The sequence below is a fragment of the Photorhabdus sp. HUG-39 genome (genome assembly GCF_963878365.1).
Classification (GTDB): domain Bacteria; phylum Pseudomonadota; class Gammaproteobacteria; order Enterobacterales; family Enterobacteriaceae; genus Photorhabdus; species Photorhabdus kayaii.
On sequence record NZ_CAWNWY010000011.1, the window covers coordinates 68,685 to 94,941 of the forward strand.

The 26,257-nt window shown below is 41.4% G+C and carries 26 protein-coding genes and 1 pseudogene; 6 read left to right on the forward strand and 21 right to left on the reverse strand.

Going from position 1 to position 26,257, the window contains the following annotated elements; translation table 11 throughout:
- Positions 1–69: 69 nt before the first annotated feature.
- The 5 genes from AAC155_RS09565 to AAC155_RS09585 form a co-directional block, all read right to left on the reverse strand.
- On the reverse strand, positions 70–1,554 hold the full coding sequence (locus tag AAC155_RS09565; RefSeq protein ID WP_113041937.1) for a pyocin knob domain-containing protein: 1,485 nt from the start codon (positions 1,552–1,554) through the stop codon (positions 70–72).
- A 441-nt stretch (positions 1,555–1,995) separates the two neighbouring features.
- Positions 1,996–2,547: a tail fiber assembly protein gene (locus AAC155_RS09570; protein ID WP_113041938.1), complete on the reverse strand. Its 552-nt coding sequence runs from the start codon at positions 2,545–2,547 to the stop codon at positions 1,996–1,998.
- Positions 2,548–2,551: 4 nt separating this feature from the next.
- On the reverse strand, positions 2,552–3,532 hold the full coding sequence (locus AAC155_RS09575; protein ID WP_113041939.1) for a tail fiber protein: 981 nt from the start codon (positions 3,530–3,532) through the stop codon (positions 2,552–2,554).
- A 917-nt stretch (positions 3,533–4,449) separates the two neighbouring features.
- Positions 4,450–5,472 (reverse strand): hypothetical protein, encoded by a 1,023-nt coding sequence (locus tag AAC155_RS09580; protein WP_229015603.1) that lies wholly within the window; start codon positions 5,470–5,472, stop codon positions 4,450–4,452.
- A 241-nt stretch (positions 5,473–5,713) separates the two neighbouring features.
- The gene (locus tag AAC155_RS09585; protein WP_113041940.1) at positions 5,714–6,352 is read right to left on the reverse strand and encodes a hypothetical protein; all 639 of its coding nucleotides are present in this window, start codon (positions 6,350–6,352) and stop codon (positions 5,714–5,716) included.
- 574 nt (positions 6,353–6,926) lie between these two features.
- On the opposite strand from AAC155_RS09585, the gene AAC155_RS09590 reads away from it, so the two are divergent.
- Both AAC155_RS09590 and AAC155_RS09595 read left to right on the forward strand, forming a co-directional pair.
- Entirely contained in the window at positions 6,927–7,073 is a 147-nt protein-coding gene (locus AAC155_RS09590; protein WP_158536532.1) for a hypothetical protein, read from the forward strand.
- A gap of 23 nt (positions 7,074–7,096) precedes the next feature.
- Positions 7,097–7,264, forward strand: coding sequence for a hypothetical protein (locus AAC155_RS09595; protein ID WP_158536533.1), 168 nt, complete (start codon positions 7,097–7,099; stop codon positions 7,262–7,264).
- On the opposite strand, the gene cobO is transcribed toward AAC155_RS09595, so the two are convergent.
- The 5 genes and pseudogenes from cobO to cobA form a co-directional block, all read right to left on the reverse strand.
- Positions 7,257–7,814, reverse strand: coding sequence for a cob(I)yrinic acid a,c-diamide adenosyltransferase (gene cobO / locus AAC155_RS09600; protein WP_113041941.1), 558 nt, complete (start codon positions 7,812–7,814; stop codon positions 7,257–7,259). The two genes, AAC155_RS09595 and cobO, sit on opposite strands and share 8 nt — an antisense overlap.
- A gap of 58 nt (positions 7,815–7,872) precedes the next feature.
- Positions 7,873–8,502, reverse strand: a pseudogene (locus AAC155_RS09605) (NAD(P)-dependent oxidoreductase); the annotation flags it as partial.
- Between the two features lie 19 nt (positions 8,503–8,521).
- Positions 8,522–9,382: a GHMP family kinase ATP-binding protein gene (locus tag AAC155_RS09610; RefSeq protein WP_146748078.1), complete on the reverse strand. Its 861-nt coding sequence runs from the start codon at positions 9,380–9,382 to the stop codon at positions 8,522–8,524.
- Positions 9,375–10,448, reverse strand: coding sequence for a threonine-phosphate decarboxylase CobD (gene cobD, locus AAC155_RS09615; protein ID WP_113041944.1), 1,074 nt, complete (start codon positions 10,446–10,448; stop codon positions 9,375–9,377). Before cobD ends, AAC155_RS09610 begins: the two co-directional genes overlap by 8 nt.
- A 31-nt stretch (positions 10,449–10,479) precedes the next feature.
- Positions 10,480–11,262: a uroporphyrinogen-III C-methyltransferase gene (gene cobA, locus AAC155_RS09620; RefSeq protein ID WP_112878671.1), complete on the reverse strand. Its 783-nt coding sequence runs from the start codon at positions 11,260–11,262 to the stop codon at positions 10,480–10,482.
- 440 nt (positions 11,263–11,702) lie between these two features.
- Between cobA and eutA the strand changes: the two genes are divergently transcribed.
- The 3 genes from eutA to eutC are packed head-to-tail and all read left to right on the forward strand — an operon-like array spanning position 11,703 to position 15,366.
- The gene (gene eutA, locus AAC155_RS09625) at positions 11,703–13,115 is read left to right on the forward strand and encodes an ethanolamine ammonia-lyase reactivating factor EutA (RefSeq protein ID WP_113041945.1); all 1,413 of its coding nucleotides are present in this window, start codon (positions 11,703–11,705) and stop codon (positions 13,113–13,115) included.
- A gap of 12 nt (positions 13,116–13,127) precedes the next feature.
- Positions 13,128–14,489: an ethanolamine ammonia-lyase subunit EutB gene (locus tag AAC155_RS09630; RefSeq protein ID WP_113041946.1), complete on the forward strand. Its 1,362-nt coding sequence runs from the start codon at positions 13,128–13,130 to the stop codon at positions 14,487–14,489.
- Between the two features lie 22 nt (positions 14,490–14,511).
- Positions 14,512–15,366 (forward strand): ethanolamine ammonia-lyase subunit EutC, encoded by an 855-nt coding sequence (gene eutC, locus AAC155_RS09635; protein WP_113041947.1) that lies wholly within the window; start codon positions 14,512–14,514, stop codon positions 15,364–15,366.
- 90 nt (positions 15,367–15,456) lie between these two features.
- On the opposite strand, the gene AAC155_RS09640 is transcribed toward eutC, so the two are convergent.
- Positions 15,457–16,107 (reverse strand): hypothetical protein, encoded by a 651-nt coding sequence (locus tag AAC155_RS09640; protein ID WP_113041948.1) that lies wholly within the window; start codon positions 16,105–16,107, stop codon positions 15,457–15,459.
- Positions 16,108–18,230: 2,123 nt separating this feature from the next.
- Here AAC155_RS09640 and AAC155_RS09650 point away from each other — a divergent pair.
- Positions 18,231–18,635, forward strand: coding sequence for a hypothetical protein (locus AAC155_RS09650; protein ID WP_113041950.1), 405 nt, complete (start codon positions 18,231–18,233; stop codon positions 18,633–18,635).
- Here AAC155_RS09650 and AAC155_RS09655 read toward each other — a convergent pair.
- The 10 genes from AAC155_RS09655 to AAC155_RS09700 all read right to left on the reverse strand — a co-directional run bounded on the left by AAC155_RS09655 (position 18,623) and on the right by AAC155_RS09700 (position 26,255).
- On the reverse strand, positions 18,623–19,408 hold the full coding sequence (locus AAC155_RS09655; RefSeq protein ID WP_113041951.1) for a DUF4225 domain-containing protein: 786 nt from the start codon (positions 19,406–19,408) through the stop codon (positions 18,623–18,625). The genes AAC155_RS09650 and AAC155_RS09655 overlap by 13 nt on opposite strands.
- 7 nt (positions 19,409–19,415) lie before the next feature.
- Positions 19,416–19,877, reverse strand: a complete 462-nt coding sequence (locus AAC155_RS09660) for an Hcp family type VI secretion system effector (protein ID WP_113041952.1) — start codon at positions 19,875–19,877, stop codon at positions 19,416–19,418.
- Positions 19,847–20,020, reverse strand: a complete 174-nt coding sequence (locus tag AAC155_RS09665; RefSeq protein ID WP_158536534.1) for a hypothetical protein — start codon at positions 20,018–20,020, stop codon at positions 19,847–19,849. The genes AAC155_RS09660 and AAC155_RS09665 overlap by 31 nt, the downstream gene beginning before the upstream one ends.
- Positions 20,021–20,420: 400 nt before the next feature.
- Complete coding sequence (locus tag AAC155_RS09670) at positions 20,421–20,735, reverse strand: hypothetical protein (RefSeq protein WP_113041953.1); 315 nt, start codon at positions 20,733–20,735, stop codon at positions 20,421–20,423.
- Between the two features lie 352 nt (positions 20,736–21,087).
- Complete coding sequence (gene cobT / locus AAC155_RS09675; RefSeq protein WP_113041954.1) at positions 21,088–22,137, reverse strand: nicotinate-nucleotide--dimethylbenzimidazole phosphoribosyltransferase; 1,050 nt, start codon at positions 22,135–22,137, stop codon at positions 21,088–21,090.
- A 4-nt stretch (positions 22,138–22,141) separates the two neighbouring features.
- Positions 22,142–22,759: an adenosylcobalamin/alpha-ribazole phosphatase gene (locus AAC155_RS09680; protein WP_113041955.1), complete on the reverse strand. Its 618-nt coding sequence runs from the start codon at positions 22,757–22,759 to the stop codon at positions 22,142–22,144.
- Between the two features lie 400 nt (positions 22,760–23,159).
- On the reverse strand, positions 23,160–23,435 hold the full coding sequence (locus tag AAC155_RS09685; RefSeq protein ID WP_228901306.1) for a hypothetical protein: 276 nt from the start codon (positions 23,433–23,435) through the stop codon (positions 23,160–23,162).
- On the reverse strand, positions 23,432–24,178 hold the full coding sequence (gene cobS / locus AAC155_RS09690) for an adenosylcobinamide-GDP ribazoletransferase (protein WP_113041956.1): 747 nt from the start codon (positions 24,176–24,178) through the stop codon (positions 23,432–23,434). Before cobS ends, AAC155_RS09685 begins: the two co-directional genes overlap by 4 nt.
- Positions 24,175–24,720 (reverse strand): bifunctional adenosylcobinamide kinase/adenosylcobinamide-phosphate guanylyltransferase, encoded by a 546-nt coding sequence (cobU, locus tag AAC155_RS09695; protein ID WP_113041957.1) that lies wholly within the window; start codon positions 24,718–24,720, stop codon positions 24,175–24,177. The genes cobS and cobU overlap by 4 nt, the downstream gene beginning before the upstream one ends.
- Positions 24,717–26,255 carry a cobyric acid synthase gene (locus AAC155_RS09700; RefSeq protein WP_113041987.1) on the reverse strand — a complete coding sequence of 513 codons (1,539 nt, stop codon included), beginning with the start codon at positions 26,253–26,255 and terminating at the stop codon, positions 24,717–24,719. Before AAC155_RS09700 ends, cobU begins: the two co-directional genes overlap by 4 nt.
- Positions 26,256–26,257: the final 2 nt, after the last annotated feature.

Consider the following 26,257-nt stretch of genomic DNA (forward strand, 5'->3'; position numbering starts at 1 on the left):
ATTGAATAATATTATTTTAAGAGGAAATTCAAAAATAAAAACATCTATTTTTGCATTACAAATTACATATCAATATCCTATTGCAAACCAAAATGCAGAGCTTTCAGTCTCGTATGCCCAATAACTAAATCCTGTTACAGACAAATGTCTTGCAACAACATTATATGATGATTCTAGGTTAGATTTATCACCTAATGTCAACGAAACATTTACACAAGCATTAGGAAACTGAATAGGAAAATTAACTGGTGTATCATGTGCTGCCCAATTCACAATCCCCCACTGATAAATCACCCCGGTATCCCCACATTTCCACCAACCATTCACTGATTTCAAAGCTGTATTTTTATTTCCTTTAGCATTAACTAGGTTATCTACTTCTGCTTTTGTATACCCGCTAATAACCCTGTCAGAAGGTTTATTCAACGAGTTATATTCTTGTGCCCAAGGTGTCCACGGGTTATCGTGAAATTGGCTACGCGTATATACTCGACTGCTATTATAAACAAAATAACGTTGAATAACGCCTGCCGCTTTCAACACAATAAGCGAACCAGAAAGCGGTTCAGGGTAATTGACGCCATTTTTAGCATGAGCATTATAATCCTGATAATAAATTCCTGGTGTTTTACAGTGATCTAAATTTACATTATCACCTAAACTAATTGCCTGCCCATTCAAAATATCCTGAGAAGTAATAGTGACATCCGTAGCTAAAGATTTTCCATTCACCCTGCGAATTCCCGCAATATATCGAGAATCAGATTCTATTTTTGTATATGCGCCAATCTCATCAGCCGTAGGTTTATTCAGCGTATTATATTCTCTAGTCCAAGGTGTCCACGGATTATCATGAAACTGACTACGTGTATATACTCGACTACTATTATAGACAAAATAACGTTGAACAGTCCCTGCCGATTTCAATACAACAATGGCACCGGCGAGAAATTCAGGATAATTAAGGCCATTTTTGGCATGAGCATCATACTCTTGATGATAAATTCCCGGTGTTTTATAGCTATTTAAATCCGCCTTATCACCTAAACTAATCGCCTGCCCACCTAAAATATCCTGAGAAGTAATAGTGATATCCTCAGACAATGATTTCCCATTAATTTTTCGGGTATTAGATACCTTAGCATTAATATTTTCACACAATGAATTTACTATTTCCTGAGCAAGCTTTTGCGTAACAGCTAATGTGTCACTATCGCCCAGCACATTAGTAAGCTGAACAATGCCTTTTTGTGTTAATGAGGCATTTGGAACTTCTGTTGTGATTTTTTGTTTTAAAGCCTTACTTAATTGCTCGGTAAGTTTCGCTATATCGCCATCATCCAGAACATCACCGCCAGATTGTGTCGCAATAAAATTAGCCACGACAGATGCGATTGTTGACGATTGACGTAATACTTTATTTAGCAAATTACTAGTAATATTATCTGGTGGAAACCCAGCCTGCAAACTCTGATCTTTCTCATATTTCTCTTGACTCACTACATTAGCATTATTACTAATAGAAAAAGCCTTAAAATTATTCTTAGTACTCATATACACCCCTTAGATTAAATAGCATCATCTATACCCGTTATCTTTCAAGTTGCCTCTTTGTTGGCTGCGCTCACTCACCCCGGTCTCATAGTTATCTATGCTCCCGGGGATTCGCTCCCTTGCCGTCGCAATCCATCTTGAAATCCATTGGGTATATAATCAACATATTGAATTATTATTAAAGTAATCATTAATAATTTAAAGCAGCCATAGTTTAATTCATAAAAATAATAATAAAATGTTCTTCTAACTTAGAAGAATAATTATTTTTATATCATTATCGGCAAGAAAAAACCCCAACAACTTCCATCTGTAAATATATTCAAGTCATTCATATTCAATATATAAATTATTTCAATCCGTCATTATTTATTTTTATATTTCAACTTCAGAACAAATAAAACCACAGTATAAATGGCCTGTTTATTCAGGCCACTTTCGTTACTTTGGCTGTTCCGGCCATTCGATATTGGGAGCCTGTGAAATATCTATCCTGTTCAGCATGACTCTGTATTTCTTCCATATTAATAAAGCATCTTTTTCAGCTTCTGTAGCAATATCTAAATCAACAGCATCTTGCAGTGGTGTTACCTTCTTATTTACAGTGAATAAAAGTTGTTGTCTCTTATTTTCTGCGTCGTTAATGACGACTTGCTGAATATCATTTTTCCATCTTTCTTCATCATCTTTCGAAATTGACCATTCTCCATTCCATCTATGATATTGCGACGGCCTTGGCTGTTCTATAAAACCATCAGGAATAATGACTTCTCTATTTTCCTGTGATTGCCCTGATTCAATATCATAAATCATGATTCCTTTTTTATTTTCAACGAGCTCCCATTGCCCTGACTTTTCACACGGCCAAAATCCATCTTTAAATAATGGTTGTATTCGTAAAGCATTCACTGGAGGTTCACTACCCGGATTAGCATCAACCGCGCCAATAAATGGTCGATGTAGTTTAGTATTATCAAAATAATAATTTATCATTGCCTTATACTCCCAAATAAATTATAGGTATCATACTGACGTTTAGTGGGCGATTTTCATCTGCCGTCGGTACTACTTGTGATGCATTAAAAGTTGCATATGAATAATGTGAATATCCATCAAACCTTCCTGTCTGGACGCTTGTTCTAAGATCATTACTGACCCCCTCAAATACGCCTCTGGCATTAGAAAATAGCCCTTGATTCCACCATCCCAGACTGCCTGTAATATTTCTAATCGCATCTTCCTGTATCACACCAGGTCTCATGCCGGCGCGCATGAATACCCCGCGCCCATAAAAATATAGATTCGGCAGGTTGATTTTATCTTTATCCTGTTCGATTCCCCAATGTGCCTTATATACATCGGATAATTTATTCAATGCCCTACCAACAGTTGAGTCAACCGTATAAGTATCTCCGTTCGCAATATATTCCCCTTTAGCCAAATCTAATGTCGAATGTGCAGAAAAATAGATATCACCCGGCCTTTTAGCGCCAACATCAATTACTGAAATATCAAGATCTTCAGCCAACGTCTTTCCATTGATTTTCCGACTATTGGGTACTCTATTATTAATCTTTTCAAGTAATGAGTTGACTATTTCCTGAACCAGCTTTTGTGTCACTGCTAATGTATCACTATCGCCAACTGCATTGGTAAGTTGAATAATACCTTTTTGCATTAATGTAGCATGAGGAATTCCTATTGTGATTTTTTGTTCTAAAGCGCTATTTAATTGTGTGGTAAGTTTAGCTACATCACCGTCATCCAGAACATTATTGCCTGATTGTATTGCGACAAAATTCGCTATGACAGATGCTATGGTTGACGATTGACGTAATACCTTATTTAGTAAATGAGTGGAAATATTATCCGGTAAAAACCCAGTCCGTAAATTTTGACTTTCTTCATATTCCTCCTGACTCACTACATTGGCATCATTACCAGTAGAAAAAGCTTTAAAATCATTCTTGGGACTCATATGTCCTCCTTGAGTTAAATAACATTATTTTATGATTAATATATAAAATTATTGTAAAAATGATTTATCACAACTCCACATCAATCAAAGTCTAGTTCAAAAAAAACAACAATAGGATTTTATTCTCAATTAGAATGTTAACTATTTTTGTATGACTGGCAGTAATAAATAACGCAATATTTAAAAAATACTCCTTCTAGATTCCTATGATTTTTTCTGATAATGTTTATTGAATTAATTAACTAAAGAAATAAGAATGACTTATTATATCGTAGAGATATTTTTAACATGCCAATAAGCTCATTTTTTACTTTTTGCCTAATCTTTTATTGGATCAAAGTACTCGCTAATCTTTGGAGGAAACCCAAAATACAAGATTGTTTATAGCGTATAACACAGGTGAATGAAAATAAAGATTCGCTCACTTTACCACCTAAAACATCGATACAAAATTATTTTAATCTTTAAAATAATTTTTAAAAACTGCTTGACTCTGAAGTTTTTCTGATTAAAATCACAGCCACAATTTAGATTTTCGTGAAACAAATCACATTTTATCAATAAAGAGAGTTCATCATGAAATCTGTTACATCTTTCATATCAAGTGTTCATCATGTTGTTGTCTACTTGTCAACACCTTGCTTTCTGTAAGTCTGCTTTTTAACCGATGCGTGTAAGGCCAGTTTCCAAGCTGGCTTTTATGTGAAGGACTTAACCCCCAGCCAAATTAACCGGCTAATCCATTTTTTATTTCCTGATTTCGTTTCAACATTTTGATAATGGTTGATGGACTTCAGTGCATTTTCCTTTGGAAAAGGAAAGGTGTTAAGGTAATAGCAACTCACCTTCCCTCCTGAAAATGCACTTATTAGTTTCACCGAATCCATTTGTTATTAATAATCCAATGCGTTAAAAATTCACTTCTTCAATAAAGCAACTTCATCCGCATTTTTCTGGCACAACAGAGTAAGATGAGTAATAGAATGGGTAAGATCATCTATAGTACTCTCCAGCTTTTTAATATCCATTTCCAGTTGCTTATTTTTTATATCCAATGTATTCATTCTTGCCAATTCAGCATATAATTGCTGACCATTCACTGCCTCCGTACTGTTCTTGGAAATATCCCCGGCAGCAACATTCACAATCTTACGTTGATTACCCGGTCTTCCTACAGAAACAACATTCGATTTGCTGGCAACAGAATTTGCGCCTAATGCAATGCCCCCATTTGCTGTTACAGAGGCGTTTTGCCCAATCGCAATTCCCTGAGACGCACTAATATTCACCTTTTGCCCCACGATAATAGAAGACGAAGAGCTGGATTTAGAGTCTGATCCTAATACAATACTCCTACTTCCTGTTACAGAAGAGTTTTGACCAATCACAATTGCTTGAGACCCACTGGCAGAAACCTTTTGCCCCAGAGCAATAGAAGACGAGCCGCTGGATACAGAACTGTCTCCTAATGCAACGCTAGCATTTCCTGTTGCAGAGGAATTTTGACTAATTGCGACTGCCTGATTCCCCCTGGCAATCGCTTTTTTCCCCAGAGCAATAGAAGCTGAACCACTGGATATAGAGCCTGATCCCACTGCAACACTCGAACTTCCTGTTGACGTGGAGTTTTGACTAATCGCTACTGCCTGAGCCCCACTAGCAACAACCTTTTGCCCTAGGGCAATAGAAGCTGAACCACTGGATACAGAATCAGCGCCAATTGCAATGGGCCATTTGACTTTATCATTCTCATTCTCTTTCTCTTCTCTACCCGCCAGTTGATTTTGCCCAATAGCAATAGCGCCCTCACTAATTGATTTAGAAATTAGTGGTGAAGCACCAATCGCTATAGCATATATTGCTGGTGCTTCTGCATTCCCAACAACAACGGAATCTTTACCAACTTTTTGATCAGTTATATTCATATCTTCTGTAGACATATATACCTCTTAATTCAGGAATTAAATTATTATCACTTGGTATTTTCCATCAAGAATAATCCAATCATATATTTACCCAAGAAAATGAAGTTAGTATGTTAAATCGAGCAGGAAAATTATTACATTATTCACTGAGACATATCCCATAAATCATTATCAAATAATAATCCTACCACCAAATAATTCATCATATATTCTCAGCCTTATAGCCAAGAATATATGAAACAACAACCAACGGATATTAATAATTCAATGCATCGAGAAGCCGTTTCTTCAATGATGCAACATCATCCACGCTATTCTGAACCAACAGAGTAAGATTAGCTATATCACTTTCCAGAGATTGAATCTTCTCTCCCAATTCCTGATTCTTTGCATCCAATAATATATCAATCCTTGCCGATTCAGCATATAACTGCTGACCATTAACCGCCTCATTACTGTGATTTGAAATCTCACCGGCCGCAACATGTATAATTTTACGTTCATGGCCGGTTTTTCCTACAGAAACAACATTCGGTTTATTAGCAATAGAATCTGCGCCTAATGCAATGCTCCCTTTTTCTGTTGCAGAGGAGTGTTGACCAATCGCCACGGACTGAGCCGCACTAGCCGTCACCTTTTGTCCCAAAGCGATAGAAGCCAGGCCGTTGGATACAGAGTCAGCACCAATCGCAATAGGCCAAATGACTTTCGCATCACCTTGTTTACCCGCAATTTGGTTTTGCCCAATCGCAATAGCCGCTTCACTGATGGTTTTAGAATTTCGGGGTGAAGCACCAATTGCGATAGAATGTACTGCTGGCGCTTCTGCATGTCCAAGTACAACTGAATCCTTGCCAGTTGTTTGTTCAGCTACATCGATATTTTCAATAGACATATTAAACCTCTTAATTTATAAATTAAATAATCATGCGTTGTTTGAAACTTAATAAAATGTGCAACAGAATATGGATTGCGTGAACCTGTAATTCTTTTACATATCAAAACCTAAATTAACGTTATATTTATTCCACCGACAATATTAGATATAAATCCCAACTTGTAAATAAATTAAAATTATTGGATGGTGAAATACATTGCATGGAATTTATTTAATGTATTATCAAGCTTTATTGAATATATATTCAATAAAGTTCATCATAACCAATTAATTAATCACCTCAATATTAATTGGTTTTTATATACTTAATCCAAGTAAACATAGGAGAAAACTTTATTATTAACCTTAAATTATTTGAAAAATAATTATCCAGTATACTTTTAACACCCAAAAAATACAATCACATTTGGCTAATTATAATTTTAATAATAAATACTCTCAATGAAAATTTTTACCACTGATGATTTCGCAGCTTTCATGGACAACAATTCACTAACTCAAGACATTCCCAATAAACTGTTGAAAGTTTATAATCTATTAGCCAAAAAATTTGTTAATATCAATAATAATCTTGAAGACAACTTATACCCTATGGATTTCAAGATGCATCGCGGCGGCAAGGGAGCGAATCCCCGGGAGCATAGATAACTATGTGACCGGGGTGAGAGAGTGCAGCCAACAAAGAGGCAACTTGAAAGATAACGGGTATATCATCTGATTTATTAATCGAGGTAACATGTAATGAATAATAATCGACTCATCAAAATGCAGAAAATGGCTGAGCGTTTTCATCAATCTGGCACAGTATCAAATATCACCATGAGAGAAATTAATGCATTGGTTAAACAAGATAAAAACATGAATCACTCTTCATCTAATGTGATGACCGGAAAACGCATAATTAAGTGAAAACATATTTTACCGGACACATTTCACTCACCGTATCAGCCAATTCAATTAATTCAACAGGGTAATCTTGTCCGGTAATGATTACCGTCTGATTAATTGGCCGTCCGTTTAATGCCTTGATAATTTCGTCGAGCAATAGATAACCGTTATTTATCGCGCAAGCCAATTCACTAAGCACTACCAATGATAATTCAGGATCACGCATCATGCGCAACGCATGCTGCCAAACCTCAGTACAAGCGGCAATATCCTGAGTACGATTTTGCATTTCTCCAGTCAGGTTCATTGATATTAATTGAAATTCTATCCCATGCGACTGCAACAAAGTACGCTCGCCGGCTGACCATTCATCCCTAATAAATTGGATAACGCCAGCCTTTAATCCATGACCCAACGCTCGTGCAACCGTTCCCATTGCTGCGGTGGTTCTCCCTCTACCATTACCGGTATAGATAATGACAATCCCCCGGTTTTCCTGAGCGGCTGCAACTTGTGCCATAAATCTCTCTTTTTGCCGCTGTTTTCTCTGTTTATATCGCTCCTCACTCATTTGTCCGGCTCCAATATATTAGTCAACTGTTTGTTTTGTTTGTATTCGCTTGAGATGACTCAGAGAATAATGTTTCTACCACCCGATCAACTTGTTGACGATCTTGACTGACCAACGATTGCATTAATCGCTCATCAGTGAAAAACCGCTCCCAAAAGTGACGACGTGCCGCCAAATGATGAAAATGTCGTTTTACCCGCTGGCGAAGTGTTCCACCGTAAGCGGCCAGACGGCCAAGATGCATCGGTAGCAGCCGTTCGAGTTTTTCACGCCATAATCTGACCAATACTGGCGCATTCCCCCCGGAGGAGATAGCTATCACCAATGGTGAACGATCAATCACTGACGGTGTGATAAAACTGGCTTGCTGTGGTTCATCCACCACATTACAAAAAATGCGGCGCTCCGTCGCACAATCACACACGTAGCTATTCACCGCCGCATCATTAGTAGCAGCAATAACCAGCCAACTATGCTCAAGCCAGTGAGGCTCAAACTCACTGCGAATGAGTGTCACTTGGCCGTTATCCCCCCATATCTTAAATTGTGGGGTAAATTCCCGTGCGTTAACTAATAGATGTGCGCCAGCATCTAATAACAGACGCGCTTTACGCTCGGCTACCTGACCTCCTCCAACCAGCAGACAGGTTTTATCCCGGATCTGACAAAACATCGGCAAATAATCCAACATAAGTCTCCTCCTACAGTTAACGCACACCACCCGGTATCATGGTCAGCAAGTGCTGACGAGGATAAAAACGAATTATGCCCCTCTGTTTCAGCCACCAGCATAGGTATTCAACATCATGATGGTGGCGATCACACAATAACCCGACGACACTGCCACTATGAGCAACATTCAGCCCGTAGATCCCACTCCGCTCTACCAATTCCAACAAACTGTCAAACGCCGGTTTTACCAACAACTTTTGACTGGCCAGTGCACTGAGCGTCGTAGCTTCTCCCAACCGCCAGTAATTCCGAGTCGTCACAGCCTGACAAAATAGTTTCCAAGCATGCTCTAGCATTGCGGCATTTTCCAATAATACCGGATGGCGATCTAAACGGTGATAATCAGCCGTGATCAGGGTTTCCGGGCTTTCCAATAACAAAATGTCTATAGATGGCTGCCAGTCACATGCAATTTGAGTGGTACCTGTTTGATGATCGAACAAGGTAAGCCGGCTGAATAACGTGCTATCCGTAGGCTCAAGCTGTACGCAAAAGCTAGCCAGTGTCGTTTCATCAAGTGTTTTCCCCAAATAACGCGCCGTCGCCAGCGCGGTAGCGGCAATATCAGCGGTACTACTTGCCAGCCCTTTTGCCATCGGGATCGTAGAAGTCAAAGCGATCCGTAAACCTCGCGCCATCTCTATCGACAAACCAAAATACGCCAGAACAGTTTTCATCACTTGGCGCATACGGGGACGTTCCTCTTTTCCCGGCACGCCATCTGTAACAGACACTTCGCTAAACCAATTCACCGGACAAGAGATCAATTTCTCACCACCAAGAATCCACCCTTGGATAAGTTCACCACACGATGCAGGACAACGCGCTTCAGCCATAACCAAATACCTGACGTAACGCCGATACCAGACGGCGATTATCATGCTCGCCCTTAATGGCGACCCGATAATGAGCTGCATTCAAGCCCGGATAATTAGCACAATGGCGAATCAATATTCTCTGTTTCAGCAATACTTGTTGAAGATCGATTTCTGGGCGCAGGCAACGCAGGAAGATATAATTTGCCGCGGGAGGCCAAACACGCAATGCCGGTGATGCAGCCAGTGCCTGATAAAGCCAACGTTGTTGCTCAGCTAACCAGCGGTGTGTTGCTTGAATGTAAGCGTTATCATTAAGAACAATTTCACCCGCCAACGCCGCGAAAGCATTAATGGTCCACGGCTCCCGCCAGCGCTTCATTGCTCGAATCCCCGTGACATCACTGCTGACCAGATAACCAAGGCGCAACCCCGGAATAGCAAAAAATTTCGTTAGTGAACGCAGAATATAAAGACGAGGAAAATGCGCTATCTGAGGAATAAATCCAGCAATATCCGGGAGAAAATCGATAAACGCCTCATCAACAATCAACGCAATATTATGCTGACGGCAACGTTCAAATATCGCCTGCAATAGCACAGCATCTGGCATCAACCCCGTCGGATTGTTCGGTGTCGCAAGAAACAAACAGTCAGGCCGATGGCGCTCTAATGCTATCAACAAGCGTTCATCAGGTTGATAGCTATCAGCTTCACTCATCACATACTCATCAATCTGGCAAGCCACTCGCTGCAAGGCGCGTCGATATTCAGCAAATCCCGGTATCAACAACATGGCTCGGCGCGGCTTAAGATAATTCACCACAGCATAAATCAATTCAGTCGCACCATTACCCGCCATCAGGTTTTCGACAGTGCAATGATGAGCCTGCGCTAACGCTGCATGTAACCGGCGATATTCTGTATCAGGATAGTACTCGGCACATTGCAATTGGTCGATAATGGCCGTTTTCAGGGATTCCGGCATTCCTAACGGATTGATATTCGCGCTGAAATCAATCATTTCTTCGACTGTAACACCGATTTTCAGCGCCATTTCCAGCACATTACCGCCATGTTCGCTCATCAAATAGTATCCCCAAATGTTAAGCAGAGAATCAGAGTGCCATCAGTGATGGAACAGAAGACAACAATAGATGATCCCGGCTAAAAGCCAGTGTTTCTCGCAAACGCACCACATCACCAATCACAATCAATGCTGGTGCAGTCAATCCCTGAGCGGCTACCCGCTGAGCCAAAGTTAACAGGGTTGCGCTGGCAACCTGCTGTTGCTGATGGCTAGCATACATCACAACCGCCGCCGGCGTTGTCGGCGCTTTACCGCCTGCGATCAATTGCTCACAGATACTCGCCAGTTGAGTCATTCCCATTAAGATCACCAACGTACCTTCCAGCTTTGCCAGCGTCGCCCAATCCTGTGATTCATTTCCCTGACGCAGATGGCCGGTAATAACATGAAAACCTGATGCATAATCACGATGGGTGACCGGGATCCCGGCACAAGCCAGACCACCAATGGATGAACTGATGCCCGGTACCACTTCAAAAGGGATTTTCGCCAGTGCCAAAGCTTCCGCTTCTTCACCACCACGGCCAAACACATAGGGATCTCCCCCTTTCAGCCGGACGACATTTAACCCTTGTTGCGCACACTCTACCAAGATTTGATTAATTTGCCGTTGCGGCACTGGGTGATAGTTCGGCGTTTTGCCGACATTAATCATTTTGCAATCATCAGGTGCTTCGGATAACAGCTCCGGGCTGACTAATCGATCATACACCAGCGCCTCCGCCTGACGGATACAATGTAATCCTCTGACAGTAATTAGCGCCGCATCGCCGGGACCGGCACCGACCAACCAAACTTTTCCGCTATTCATCATTTTTCTCACCCCGTAACGAAAGTCTGTTGGAAGATATATAACCGATAGCCAGCAACGCGATCTGGTGTAAGATCAATAATTCTTCATTTTTGTTAATGTATTGATGATAACCATCTGTCCTGACATCTTGGCGCCTTATCTGCCTGTTTCTCTTAATAACTTCGCCCTGTATCTTGTATCTATACCCTATGGATTTCAAGATGGATCGCGGCGGCAAGGGAGCGAATCCCCGGGAGCATAGATAACTATGTGACCGGGGTGAGTGAGTGCAGCCAACAAAGAGGCAACTTGAAAGATGACGGGTATACGCCATTTTTATTATGGCCCCTAATATTTTTGTGACTACAGTTGATTTTCCAACCAAATTGCCGATATTTAATACTGATTAATAAAAAAAAATGCCAACATACGCCTTATTGCAGACAAGAGGCGTAGCGATGGAAGCCAAGGAGTTATTTAGTGTCGGTATTGACATCGGCACCACCACCACACAAGTGATCTTTTCGCGTCTGTCACTGGTGAACCGTGCAGCGGTATCACAAGTGCCACGCTACGAGTTTGTTAGCCGCGAGATTATCTGGCAAAGCCCGGTATTATTTACCCCCGTAGACTTCGCCGGACAATTACGTGAAGACGAACTGTTCAGTCTGATCCAAGCACAATATCAGGCGGCAAACATCGATCCGAAAAGTGTCGATTCCGGTGCAGTTATCATTACCGGTGAAACCGCGAAAACATGCAATGCACGCCCTGCAATTATGACGCTGGCACAAAAATTAGGGGATTTTGTTGTCGCAACAGCAGGACCCCATTTGGAATCGGTGATTGCCGGTTTGGGCTCCGGCGCTCAAGCTCTTTCACAGCAGAAAATGACCAGAGTGCTCAATATTGACATCGGCGGCGGTACAGCCAACTATGCGCTATTCGATGCCGGGCGACTTATCGCCTCCGCTTGCTTAAATGTCGGCGGCCGCTTATTGGAGACCGATCTTCAGGGGAACGTTTTACGAGCACATCCGCCCGGAGCACTCATCGTTGATTCACTGTTTGGCGAAAACACAGATATTCAACATCTGACAGCCACGCAATTACAGCAAATTGCTACGCGGATGTCGCAATTGTTGTGGGAAGTCGTTACCGGGCAACTCACACCTCTAGCGCAACAATTACTGATGACCGAGCCGCTGCCAAACTGTGATGAACTCTACGCCGTCACTCTCTCCGGCGGGGTAGGAGAATGTTATCGTGAAACATCGGATCATGACCTATTCCGTTTTCACGATTTAGGACCATTGCTGGCACAAGCTATCCATCGTGATAATGATTTCGCCAAACTGCCGCTACAAATGCCAAAACAAACCGTACGCGCTACCGTCATTGGTGCCGGCGCTCATACATTATCGTTATCCGGCAGCACTATCTGGCTCGATACACTATCACTACCACTGCGCAATATTCCCGTCGTCCATCCTGACACAGAAGCCACTGAATCACTGGCAGAAGCCTGGCAACATGCGCTCACACAAATGGATCTGAATGCCGAGCAAGATCTATATGCATTGGCCCTACCCGACGCCTTGCCGGTGAATTATGCCGCCGTGCAGACATGCATTACCGCTTTACAGAACTTTGTCAGACGCTATCCCTCTTCTCACCCGCTGCTCATCGTTGCAGGTCAAGACTTTGGTAAGGCATTGGGCATGCTGTTACATCCTCTGATGGGAGAACGGCCGCTGGCGGTTATTGATGAAGTTATCACCCGCACCGGGGATTATATCGACATTGGCACGCCACTATTTAATGGCACTGTGGTTCCCGTCACTATCAAATCACTGGCTTTTCCTTCCTGAGAGAGCGTAAACATGAAATTGAAAACTCAGCTTTTTGGTAAGACCTATCAGTTTAAAGATGTCAAACAGGTGCTGGCAATGGCTAACGAATTGCGTTCCGGGGATGTGCTAGCCGGGGTGGCTGCCGAAAGTTCCCAACAACGCGTAGCGGCTAAACATATCCTCTCGGAAATGACGATTACGGATATTCGCATGAATCCGATCATTCCTTATGAAGAGGATTGCGTGACTCGCATTATTCAGGATGACATTAATGAAATTGCCTACGCCCGCATAAAAAACTGGAGCATTGGTGAATTGCGTGAATACATACTAAGCGATGATACCAGCGTGGATGATATCGCCTTTCTGCGTAAAGGAATCAGCGCCGAAGTCGTTGCCGCCGTGGCAAAAATCAGCTCCAATGCGGACCTGATCTATGGCGCGAAAAAAATGCCCGTGATCAAAAAAGCCAACACCACCATTGGGACGCCGGGAACGTTCAGCGCCCGGCTACAACCTAACGATACCCGCGACGATGTACAAAGCATTCTGGCCCAGATTTACGAAGGGCTATCATTTGGCGTTGGTGATGCAGTCATCGGCGTCAACCCGGTGACCGACGACGTAGAAAACCTCACCCGCGTACTAGATACCCTCTATGAGGTAATCGACAAATTCTCCATCCCAACACAGGGCTGTGTTTTAGCCCATGTCACGACCCAGATAGAAGCCATTAAGCGTGGCGCACCGGGTGGTTTGATTTTCCAAAGTATTTGCGGCAGTGAAAAAGGGCTAAAAGAGTTTGGCGTAGAATTGGCTATGTTAGATGAAGCACGTGCCATTGGCGCGGAATATTGCCGTCTTGCTGGCGATAACTGTCTCTATCTTGAAACCGGACAAGGCTCCGCCCTCTCCGCCGGTGCTCACTTTGGCGCTGATCAAGTGACGATGGAGGCACGAAACTACGGTTTAGCACGCCACTATGACCCATTTCTGGTGAATACTGTTGTCGGTTTCATCGGGCCAGAATACCTCTACAATGATCGCCAGATTATCCGTGCCGGATTAGAAGATCACTTTATGGGAAAACTCAGCGGCGTTTCAATGGGATGTGACTGCTGCTATACCAACCACGCAGACTCTGATCAAAACCAGAATGAAAACCTGATGATCTTGCTGGCAACCGCAGGATGTAATTTCATCATGGGGATGCCGCTCGGTGATGACATTATGCTCAATTACCAGACATCTGCTTTCCACGATACCGCCACTATCCGCCATCTGCTTAATCTACGCCCGTCACCGGAGTTTGAACGCTGGCTGGAACAGATGGGGCTGATGGCAAATGGCCGCTTAACATCACGGGCGGGCGATGCATCGTTCTTTTTCTGATTCTTTGCTGAGATAAATCATCATGAACCAAAAACCAATTGAAGAGAATGTAAGCGAGCGGGTATCTAACCTGAAACCTCATGCATCCCCTGAAATCACTAACGAAACGGAAAGCTGTACGCCGGATTTAGGCTCCTTGGAAGCCAAACAGTGGATCGGTGTCCAAAACCCAAACCGGATAGAAGTATTACAGGAATTACGCCGCAGCACGGTGGCGAGAGTCGGTACCGGCCGCAGCGGTCCACGTCCACGTACTCAGGCATTGCTGCGTTTTCAGGCTGATCACTCCCGTTCTAAAGATACGGTGTTAAAAGAGGTCCCGGTTGAATGGATAGAGAAACAAGGATTGCTAGAAGTGCAATCTCAAGTCAGCGACAAAAATCTCTATCTGACTCGCCCGGATTTAGGGCGAAAACTCAGTGCGAATGCGGTAGAAACTTTACTGACACAGTGTAAAACAGCGCCCGATGTACAAGTTGTTATCTCCGATGGCCTGTCTACCGATGCCATTATCACCAACTACGAAGATCTTGTGCCACCACTGCTAAAAGGGTTGGAACAAACAGGAATGTGCATCGGCACACCGTTTTTTGTGCGCTATGGTCGCGTCAAAATCGAAGATCAAATTGGCGAGTTACTCAAAGCTAAAGTGGTTGTTTTACTGATTGGAGAACGCCCCGGATTAGGGCAATCGGAAAGTCTCTCCTGCTATGCCGTTTACCAACCGACTGTAGAAAAAACGGTTGAAGCTGACCGCACTTGTATCTCTAATATTCATCATGGCGGCACGCCCCCAATCGAAGCCGCGGCAATTATTGTCGATTTAGCTAAAAACATGCTGGAACAGCAAGCTTCCGGCATTGCTCTTAGTCGTTGATGGAAGGGTATATACCCCTTTTACCTCGTTAAGAAAATCATCAATATAAAGATAAAAAATAGGATGGCAGGCCAGAACCTGCCCCCTGATTTATTCATCATAGCCCAACAATAAATGCGATATAACTTCAAGTTCTACATTTTGAACATAGTTACTTATGTTGGTGAATACAATTTTATAGTAATTAATAATATTAGGAGGTGATGCAAGTATTTCAGTCTTACCGGGGGAAATATCAACATAGCTATACATATTATAATTCCCAAGTGGACCAGCCCAAAAATTTACAGCCCTAATATATGCCACGCTATTGTTTTTTATAATTGCGTCAGCGAAATCAGTGGGGAGTATTGCATTACCCTTACTATAAAATTCAAATGGCTCGTTAGAGTTCATATATACCTTTTTTGATGGCATTCCATATTTGTTCCACAAAGGGTCCATTACAAATTCAATTTCTGCATTTTCGGTATTGCTAAGATTGGAGACTACAATTTTATAGCGGTAAAAAAGGTTCTTTGGTCCTACGAATATTTTAAGTTCGCCAGGATAAACATCAACATGACTATACTGCTGATAATCTCCAATCAAACCAGCCCAGTAATTGATAGCCCTAATTGGTACCATACTCTTGTTTTTTATAATTGCCGTTGGGGCAACACTTGGCATTACAATATCGCTATTACTATAAATCTCAACGGTTCCAAGAGGAGCTATAGAGATAGTTTTTTTCAATGACATTATTTTTTTCCTTATTATTTCTGTTGTTTAGTAATATATATAATAGGTAGTTTTACCTGTAAAATTTAACTTAACACTTCCCACGAACAGTTAAATGTTGAAATTTGTCAGCACAGTGAAAAAAATACAGTCAACGAATTCATTATATATAATTTGTCATTCATCATGTAATAAATAATAACCGAAATCAGATAATGTTTTTTCCGCTTTATTTATTATGATAACACTTTTTTCTCTCATTTCTATTACGACGGCAGCGCCATACTACTAAGTACAACAAACTTTCGAAAAACAGATTTAAATAAAGCATTTATTATACCCAATGGATTTCAAGATGGATCGCGACGGCAAGGGAGCGAATCCCCGGGAGCATAGATAACTATGTGACCGGGGTGAGTGAACGCAGCCAACAAAGAGGCAACTTGAAAGATGACGGGTATATAAGAAATTAAGCATGTTACGGTAAAAAATTCATATAGTTAGAAAACGAGTTTAAAAAATGGATTTAATTGACTTAAGAAAATTAATATTAAATAGCTGATTTACCTTAAAAGAATTGCTTAAGATAAAGAGAAACTTTATTATTCTACACAAAGACGATCCTGATATTTATGATAAATATCAAAGCAAAACAGATTGTTTTTGTCAATATCTGTTACTTATAGGTGAAGAAGTCGCTATACCATTGATATATTCAACACTAATTAACTTATTTATAATATCCGGAATGTTTTTCAGTGGAAAAGCATATGGAATTCCATTGATGTTTTTTGTTTACTTATCAATAACAACATCAGCTTTATTCTATTTCAGCCACTCCGTTAACTGTAATTTCATAACAGGATTAAAATTAGCAACATGCTATATTCGTTTTAAAATAAAAACCGGATATATAAAATATATTTTCAAGCCCTATATTTAATTAAAAAATCAAAACAAAAGTCAAACCATATAACATAAAAACATAATTTTTAATCCTATAGAGGAAAAAATTTCCTATCATTTTATTAAAAATTTACTCATTTTTTGGTGATAATTTATCGTTCCGGCTGTTAATACAAGCTGGAAAATTTGCAAGAACAACTAACCTTCGAAAAACATGCCTAAATAAAGCATTTATTAAGCATCACAAAACAATAGTTATGTTATAATAAGTCATTATATCGAATAAATATTATTAGGTTAAATAAATGGATCTGGAGAAATTAAGAAAATTAACCCTCAGTAGTGGATTCACATTTAAAGAGCTTCTTATGCTGCAAAGGACCTTTAAAAATCTTGACGATGACGAAAGAAAATATGTAATAAAGTATTATACAAAAAGCGATAATATTTACAACGTTATAATAGTGCTTGCTGAAGATGCCGGCGATCCCGTATTATTTTTTGCTCTCATGTATGTAGGTTGCATAATAATGGAGATTTTCCTCTATGACGAAAATTCAATATCCTATTTATCATTAATATCGATCATTTATATCATTTTAACAATAATATGCATATGCTATAAATCTTTTTATCACCGCTATCGTTATAATTTTTTCACATGCATAAAATTAGTTATTTTCTATATTCGTCTCAAAATAAAAGAAAACTTCAAACAGTTATAAAGAATAAGTATTTTACGGTAAGCAATTTATAGAGTTAGAAAAATGAGTTTAAAGAAATGAACCTAATTGACTTAAGAAAGCTAATATTAAATAGTGGATTCACCTTAAAAGAATTACTTAAGATAAAGAGAAGCTTTATTATTCTACACAAAGACGACCCTGATATTTATGATAAATATCAAAGCAAAACAGATTGTTTTTGTCATTATCTGTTATTTATAGCTGAAGAAATCGCCATACCATTACTATATTTAACCCCAGTTTATTTATAATAACAGGCATGTTTTTCAGCGAAAAAACATATAGCATTTCATTGATGTCATTTATTTACTTATTCTTTGCCATTTCTGCTTTTATTTACTATAGCCTCTCCGTTAGCTGTAATTTAATCACAGGCTCAAAATTGTTAATTTTCTATATTCATTTTAAAATAAAACACAAATTAAATCGTTGAAACAATAAATTAAATATGATAAAAATAACCATACAATCAAATAAATAGAGCCAAAAAAAATGAACCTAACCGACTTAAGAAAATTAATATTAAATAGTGGATTCACCTTAAAAGAATTACTTAAGATAAAGAGAAGCTTTCTTGTCCTGCATAAAGATGACCCGCACATTTATGATAAATATCAAAGAAAAACAGATTGTTTTTGTCATTATCTACTATTTATAGCTGAAGAAGTTGCTGCACCATTAATAATGTTAACCTCAGTTTGTTTATTTATAATATCAGGTATGTTTTTCAGTGAAAAGGAATATAGTATTCCATTAATGTCATTTATTTACTTACTCTTTTTTATCTCATTCTCAATTTATTATAGCCTTTCCGTTAGCTGTAATCCCATCACAGGGTTAAAATTAGCAGCCTTTTATATTCGTTTTAAAATAAAAAATAAATTTCAATCGTCATGAAGTTTATTTATATCATCTATCAAAAGTTTGACTTTATATATACTACCAGATATTTGAATGGTTAAAATAGGATTTGGTGTTAACCGCCATTTTCTGGAAAAATCCGAATTAATATATCTGAACAATTTCCCTGCTCCCGGTTTAAGTTTAAACATTCCATATGTTCCATATGCACTCGCCACTAAATCAACTGAACTATAAGCAATATCAGCTATATCATCATCATAACCCAAAACATGAGAAATATATTGATAGCCTTCTCTGACCCAACCTATATCTTGATTTTCATAAAGAATTGGAGTAACAGATTCATAAGCATTATTAAGTCCATGAGCGAACAAAACAGCCCCCATTGACTGGACCGTTTTAGATCTTCGCAACTTACCTGAATTAAAAACTGCAAAGCCAGCAACTGACTGAACAATACCAGCAACAACCCCACCGCCTATTTTTGCGTATTTAACTACGCCCTGATCTTCAAATATATCGGTTACAATATATTTGGTATAATCCTTACGCCTTAAAGCCTGATATTCTTTTTCCGTTATTTCATATTCATCTTTTACTTCATAAACCAATCTCTTTTTTTCATTTACATCAAATGTATTTTTAAATTCACGTGTTTTTATATTAACAAAGTCATCAACTTCTTTTAAATATGACATTCGCAATTGGCTATCTTCTATAAAAAAGCTGGCAGCCAAGTGTGCTTTACGCTTCAATGACGAAGCGTAATTATTTAAATCATAAGAAAGATGAGATATCCCTTTCATAAAATCCTCAGTAAACGTTGTCTTCCCATATGCTATATGCACTGGTGCCGGACATAATATGTTCCCACGTTATTGATTTATACATCAAAGATAAACTCTCTTGTGGCTGGCATTCATTATGCGTAGATGAATTTGGATAAAAGCCATTCAATGCACAGATATATGCGCCAGTGAGTTTTATTTTATAATAGAGCTCTAAACCACCTTTAGTTGATGTTCTGTAAAAATAAAAAATACATTGCAGCGATTCTTTATTCGTTATAGCCAACCCCAGCAGAGGAGAAGATTTATCTATTGGCTTTCTTATCTCAACCGGCTGATGGTTAACATGTTGACCTCTGGTTATATTGGAAGTCAATTCATAAACAAATATATGGTCTTCATGACCAAGCTGACATGTATTACCAATAGAATCAACCGTTGAACATCCTTGTGATATCAAACCTTGCTTATCACCCTTAATTTCCAAATATACCCGTCATCTTTCAAGTTGCCTCTTTGTTGGCTGCACTCACTCACCCCGGTCTCATAGTTATCTATGCTCCCGGGGATTCGCTCCCTTGCCGCCGCGATGCATCTTGAAATCCATAGGGTATAGATTATATTCGCCATAGAAAACCATCAATTAGTCAACATTCAAAAACATGAATATATATTATCTTGAGAAGAAATATAATATAAGTATTGATTCTATTTTCGAAGAATGTGATAAATCTCATGGCAATAAAAATTTTGTTAACCATTTTGTGTTAGGAATAGAATTCAACTACTGTAAATATTCTACTTAAATCAACCTTGAAATCCAAAACAACTACGTATGATGAAAGTCATTGACAAGAAAATATTACGAGATATATTTACCTGAAATACTTAAAGTTATTATTCAAGAATAAAAAAATCAAAAAGAGCGAAATTCAGTATCAAGTAAAATAGAGGATGGCAGGTTAAAACCTGCCTCCTGCTTAGTTTGGTAAATAGTGAAACTCTTAAAATATGCTCCATGAAAGTTCAACTACCAATTCCAAAACTGCGATGTCACTTCAATTTCCGTGTTGTAAATAGGACTAAGATTGGTGACTATAATTTTATAGAAATAAACAGCGTTAACAGGTGCGAGAAGCGTTTTCGTCTCACCGGGGTAAACATCAATATAGTTATATTGATTATAATCGCCAATCGGAGGAGCCCAGTAATTTATCACCCTAATGGGTGCCGGGCCATTGTTTTTTATAATTGCCTCAGGATAGCTATTGGGAAATATTATATTTCCGTGCTTAAAGATTTCAAAAGATTGATTAGGGTTTATATATATAATTTTCGATGACATTTTATTTCTTCCTTATTATAGCTGTTATTTGTTGGCATATATATACCCGTCATCTTTCAAGTTGCCTCTTTGTTGGCTGCACTCACTCACCCCGGTCACATCGTTAGCTATGCTCCCGGGGATTCGCTCCCTTGCCGTCGCGATGTATCTTGAAATCTATAGGGTATAATCAGGTAATTTTACCTGTAAAATTTAACTTAACACTTTCCATGAACAGTTAAATATTGAAATTTATCAGTGAAGTAAAGGAAATACGATATACGAATTCATCGTATACGAGATTTCACTCAACAGAACGGAGGAGTTTCATATTTGCTAGCAATCAATATGGGTTATCAAATTATCCTGATAATTAACGCGGCAACACAATATTACTTTCAGCGAGTAGTCCCATATTGTTATACACAGCACAAGCCGCATCCACCAAATGCATAGCCAACGCAGCGCCGCTACCTTCCCCTAAGCGCATGTCCAAATGCAGGTAAGGCGCTAGTTGCAGGTGTTGCAACGCAATAATTGAGCCTTTCTCTGCCGATAAATGCGAAGGAATTAGGTAATGACGCACATCAGGAGCAATTCGACAAGCGGCCAGCGCCGCCGCGTAAGAAGGGAATCCATCCAAAATCACCGGCAATCCGGTAGAGGCGGCGCCAAGCATTACGCCCGCCATACCCACCAAATCATAACCACCAACCTTTGCCAATACATCAATGCTATCTCTGGCATCAGGCCGATTGATTTCAATCGCCTGTTGCACAACCGCCACTTTGTGATGCAAGCGTTCTCTAGGGAAGTTAGCCCCAACGCCTACGATCAGTTGTGGATCATTGTTCGTAAGAACGCTGACTACCGCCGCCGCCGGTGTGGTATTCGCCATACCCAATTCGCCCACACCAAACAGTTTCACGCCATTTGTAACCTGTTCCAGCGTTAAACGTGCGCTTGCCAATAACAAATCTTCGGCTTGCTGGCGGCTCATCGCCGGTCCATGAGCAATGTTGCCACTGCCACGCCCCATCTTCATATTCACTAATCCCGGCACAGGATCACTGTCAATGCCCACATCCACAACTTTAATATCCGCGCCCGCATTCACCGCCAGCACGCAAACTCCGGTGATCCCTTTCATCATGTTCTGCGCATGAATAGCCGTCGCTGACTTAGGCGATATGGTCACGCCTTCGTCATAAACCCCATGATCAGCAACCATCACGATAATCTGCTTACGATCAATATGATGGTCCGATAATCCCCGCATTCCGGCAAGTTGAATCGCCAAATGTTCCAGACGTCCGAAGCTACCTGTTGGTTTAACCAGCCCATTCAATCGAGTAGCAGTACGCGCCATCGCAACGTTATCCAACGGCACAATCGCATTAATGATCGATGAAAGTGTTTGCATGATGTTATTTCCGTGTCTCAAGCTGCCAGTCAGTCCGGTTATTAAATGTTCGCAAGGTAGTAAATCCATGTTGGATTTCCACGACACTGTATGTTCCTTGTTCAAAATGAAAGTGCCACATAGCAGCAGGCGGCATAGCCAACAGACGCGCCAGTAACAAGCCCAATACTCCCTGATGAGCAACCAGCAACAGATTATCCTGACTTTCTGGTGTCAACAGTTGCTGAACCACATTTTCTATCCGAGCCGCAAATGTCGGAAAGGTTTCACCTTCGGTCGGGGATGACTGTTGCCAATCCGCTAACCAGGCAGCCCAAGCTTCAGCGTCTTCATGCTGCAAATCGCGGTGGTGACGCATTTCCCATGCGCCAAAATGCATCTCATTGAGTTGAGTATCAATGGTAGCTGACAGCGAATGACCGGCCAGAATAATCTTCGCAGTATGACGCGCCCGCCGTAACGCGCTGCTTATCGCTTGCGAAAATGTCACTGCCGATAGATAGCGAGCAACTTGCCGAGCCTGATTTATCCCCGTTTCAGTCAACGCCACATCCGTCATCCCACAGAAAACACCGCTCAGATTCGCTTCTGTTTGACCATGCCGAACCAAAAATAGTCGCATTATCGTTACTCTACCTCAGATGTTTTTTAGAGCAGTTAATTCAGAAACACGTAGATTCAGACTCGTTTTTTAGCATGTTACCCCCATTCATCATAAAATGACTTGCGAATGTGTATCGTAGTACATGTCTCGCCAGCCTTTTTGCTAGATTGGGAATCATTGATTTAATACCGTTTTGGGTAGCGATTACCCAACGTTCATACTGTTGCGCTTCGGACTTTGTGCCGAAGCACTTACGAATATGCTTGCCCTTGCGGGCGAACATCAGCAAGGTACTTGCCCGCTATCCAGTTTGGATACACTCACAAAATGTCTACCAGAAATTTCACCCAAACAAATAACGAGCCACAGCTAATGCTAACCCAGCGGTACCAATTATGGTTGCAGCTAACCACTTCGTCTATGCACTGATTTCTTTATGTAGATCGCCTTTTGTCGCAAACTCTTCAGATCGAGTTGTTAGCTTGGTTAACTCTATCTTTATTTGCATGACATCTGATTCAAGACGCGCCACTCTTGGCTCTAAACTGCCGCCATCACCGCCATCATTACGGGTAGTATCCATATCATCACCCCCTTTACGTTTAGTACTATACCCGTTATCTTTCAAGTTGCCTCTTTGTTGGCTGCACTTAGCGAGAATAGGGGTTGGGTATTTTGCCAGGAAATTACTCACAATAGCGCCAGTAAAAACACCAACTCCCCGATTTCCACTGACGCGCCAAGGGTATCACCGGTCTGACCGCCTAAACGGCGGTGCAGATACAGTGCCAGCAACCCAATAACCAGCAATGTGATCACCAACGCCAACATGCCAGACCACCGCATCAGTAGAGCAATCAATATTGCCCCACTTAACAATGTCAATAGTGTCTGATAACCGTTAACCCGACCGATATAGAGATTCCCCAAGCCACTCCCTTCACGAGCACAACGCTGGCGGTACATTAATAAGATAATCGCACTCCTGCCGGCAACAGATGCGGCAGTCAAAACCATCAGCATAGGAGCACCACGCAGAGATAATTCACTCACCACCAGCACTTTCGCCAAAATAAGCAAGATCAATGCCAACCCACCATTTGTTCCCAAACGGCTATCACGCATAATCTCTAGCATCCTTTCCCGCTTACGGGCAGAAAACACGCCATCACAGGTATCCGCTAAACCATCAAGATGAAGAGCCCCGGTTAACAACGCCAGCGCTAATACGTAACCCAGCGCCGCCAAGGGCGTGCCACTCCAAGGAGCCAGCAAGGTAAAAACCGCCGCTGCAAGCACACCGACAATTAATCCAACCAATGGGAAACTCGCTATGCCACGCACGTACTGATCGATTTCTAATCCCTGTGTCCAGCGCGATGGTACCGGAATGCGAGTCATAAATTGTAAGGTGGCAAGAAACAGACGCAGGCTCATTTAACTTTTACCTCAATCCCCGATATCATCAGAAATACTTCACTGGCAGCCGCCGCCAGCCGCTGGTTAACCCTTCCAGCAATGTCGCGGAAATGGCGAGCCAGACGGTTCTCCGGCACAATGCCCATTCCCAGTTCATTAGTAACCAGATATATCGGGGAAGTCATGCAAGTACAAGCCGCTAACAGATCGCTAATTTGCTGCTGAATCCCCACCTCTAATACAGCAAAGTCCATTTGTTCAGGTGGTATCTCTCCAGCTTGCTCAAATAATAGGTTGGTAATTAAGGTGGTGATACATTCCAAGATAACCGCTTCTCCCGGTCGGGTTTGTGTCGTGATAACTGCACCGAGATCGCGATAACCTTCCCATGTACGCCAATGAGCCGGCCGATTTTCGCGGTGCAGTTGTATACGTTCGGCCATTTCACTGTCTGTCACTACGGCAGTCGCAATATACAATACCTGTTCACTCGCTTGTGCCACCAGCCTCTCTGCCAGCGCACTTTTACCACTTCTAGCCCCCCCAGTGATTAAGATCACGGAGCCGAACCTTGTCGATGAGTTTTCATACACTGATAAATCCGTTCTATATCCAGATGTTCACGCATGGCTTTCGCCAGAAGGTCAAACTGCGTCTGTTTGTAGTGAGTATAATCCAATGTTTCCCCTTGATAAGCCGCCAATCCTTTACGCCAACGCAAAGTATTAAGCAGCGCACGGGTAAAATTAGCACTATCAAACAAGCCATGAATATAACTGCCCATCACATTGCCCTCTCGATTAACCGCGCCATCACACCAACCACCAGATTGGCCGTTACGCTCGGTAATACAGGCAAACGGGGTGGCATCCGCTCCCAGTAACGAGCTGCCCATATGAATTTCATAACCGCGAATAGGCTGTTCAATGCAATCTGACAACAAGCCCGGCAATGCCAACAAGCAATGACCATTTATTCTGGTTGTCACTTTTTCATGGGCAAATCGGGTTTCCATATCCAGCAATCCAAGACCATCCATCTGTTCAATCCCCGATTCCACACCATCAATGATCCGTTTCCCCAGCATTTGATAACCACCGCAGATACCGATAACAGGAACACCAGCCTGATGTGCCGTTAACAAGGCATCCGCTAACCCGTTCTGTCTCAGCCATTGCAAATCTCCCAATGTGTTTTTGCTACCGGGCAAGATAATCAGATCCGACGGCTGTAACGCGGATGGTTGAGTCACATAGCGCAAGCGAACATCCGGCTGCACCGCCAGCGCGTTAAAGTCAGTAAAATTAGCAATATGAGGCAAACGAATCACGGCAATATCCAGCGCTTTTTCTGTTGCGCCATCATATTTGCCGGTTTGTAGCGCTACGCCGTCTTCATCTTCCAGATCAATATTCAACCAAGGCATGACACCCAATACAGGCACTCCAGTTAAAGCTTCAATCTGTTTAATACCCGGCAGGAGCAGGCTGACATCACCTCGGAATTTATTGATGATCACCCCTTTTACCCGCGCTTTCTCCTCCGGGCGTAACAGTGCCAATGTGCCATAAATGGCCGCAAATACGCCGCCGCGATCGATATCCGCTACCAACAACACAGGGGCATCCACCATCTCCGCCATTCCCATGTTAACAATATCTCGATCTCGCAGGTTAATCTCCGCCGGACTGCCAGCCCCTTCCAGCACAATGACGTCATATTCACGAGCCAGACTGTGAAAAACTTCACAAATTTGCTGCTGTAAACTGGGCTTGTACTGGTGATACTCCACCGCATTCATGCTACAGGCCACTTTTCCCATTAACACCACTTGCGCCTTACGCTCGCTGGTGGGTTTAAGCAATACCGGGTTCATCCGTACATCAGGTTCGATACCCGCCGCCTCTGCCTGAAAAATCTGCGCCCTGCCCATCTCTTCACCGTTACTAGTGATACCAGAATTCAACGCCATATTCTGTGATTTAAACGGCGCACAGCGATAACCATCCTGAACAAAGATACGGCACAATCCTGCAACCAGTACACTTTTCCCAACATCGGATGCTGTACCCTGCAACATTAAAGACAAGCCCATCA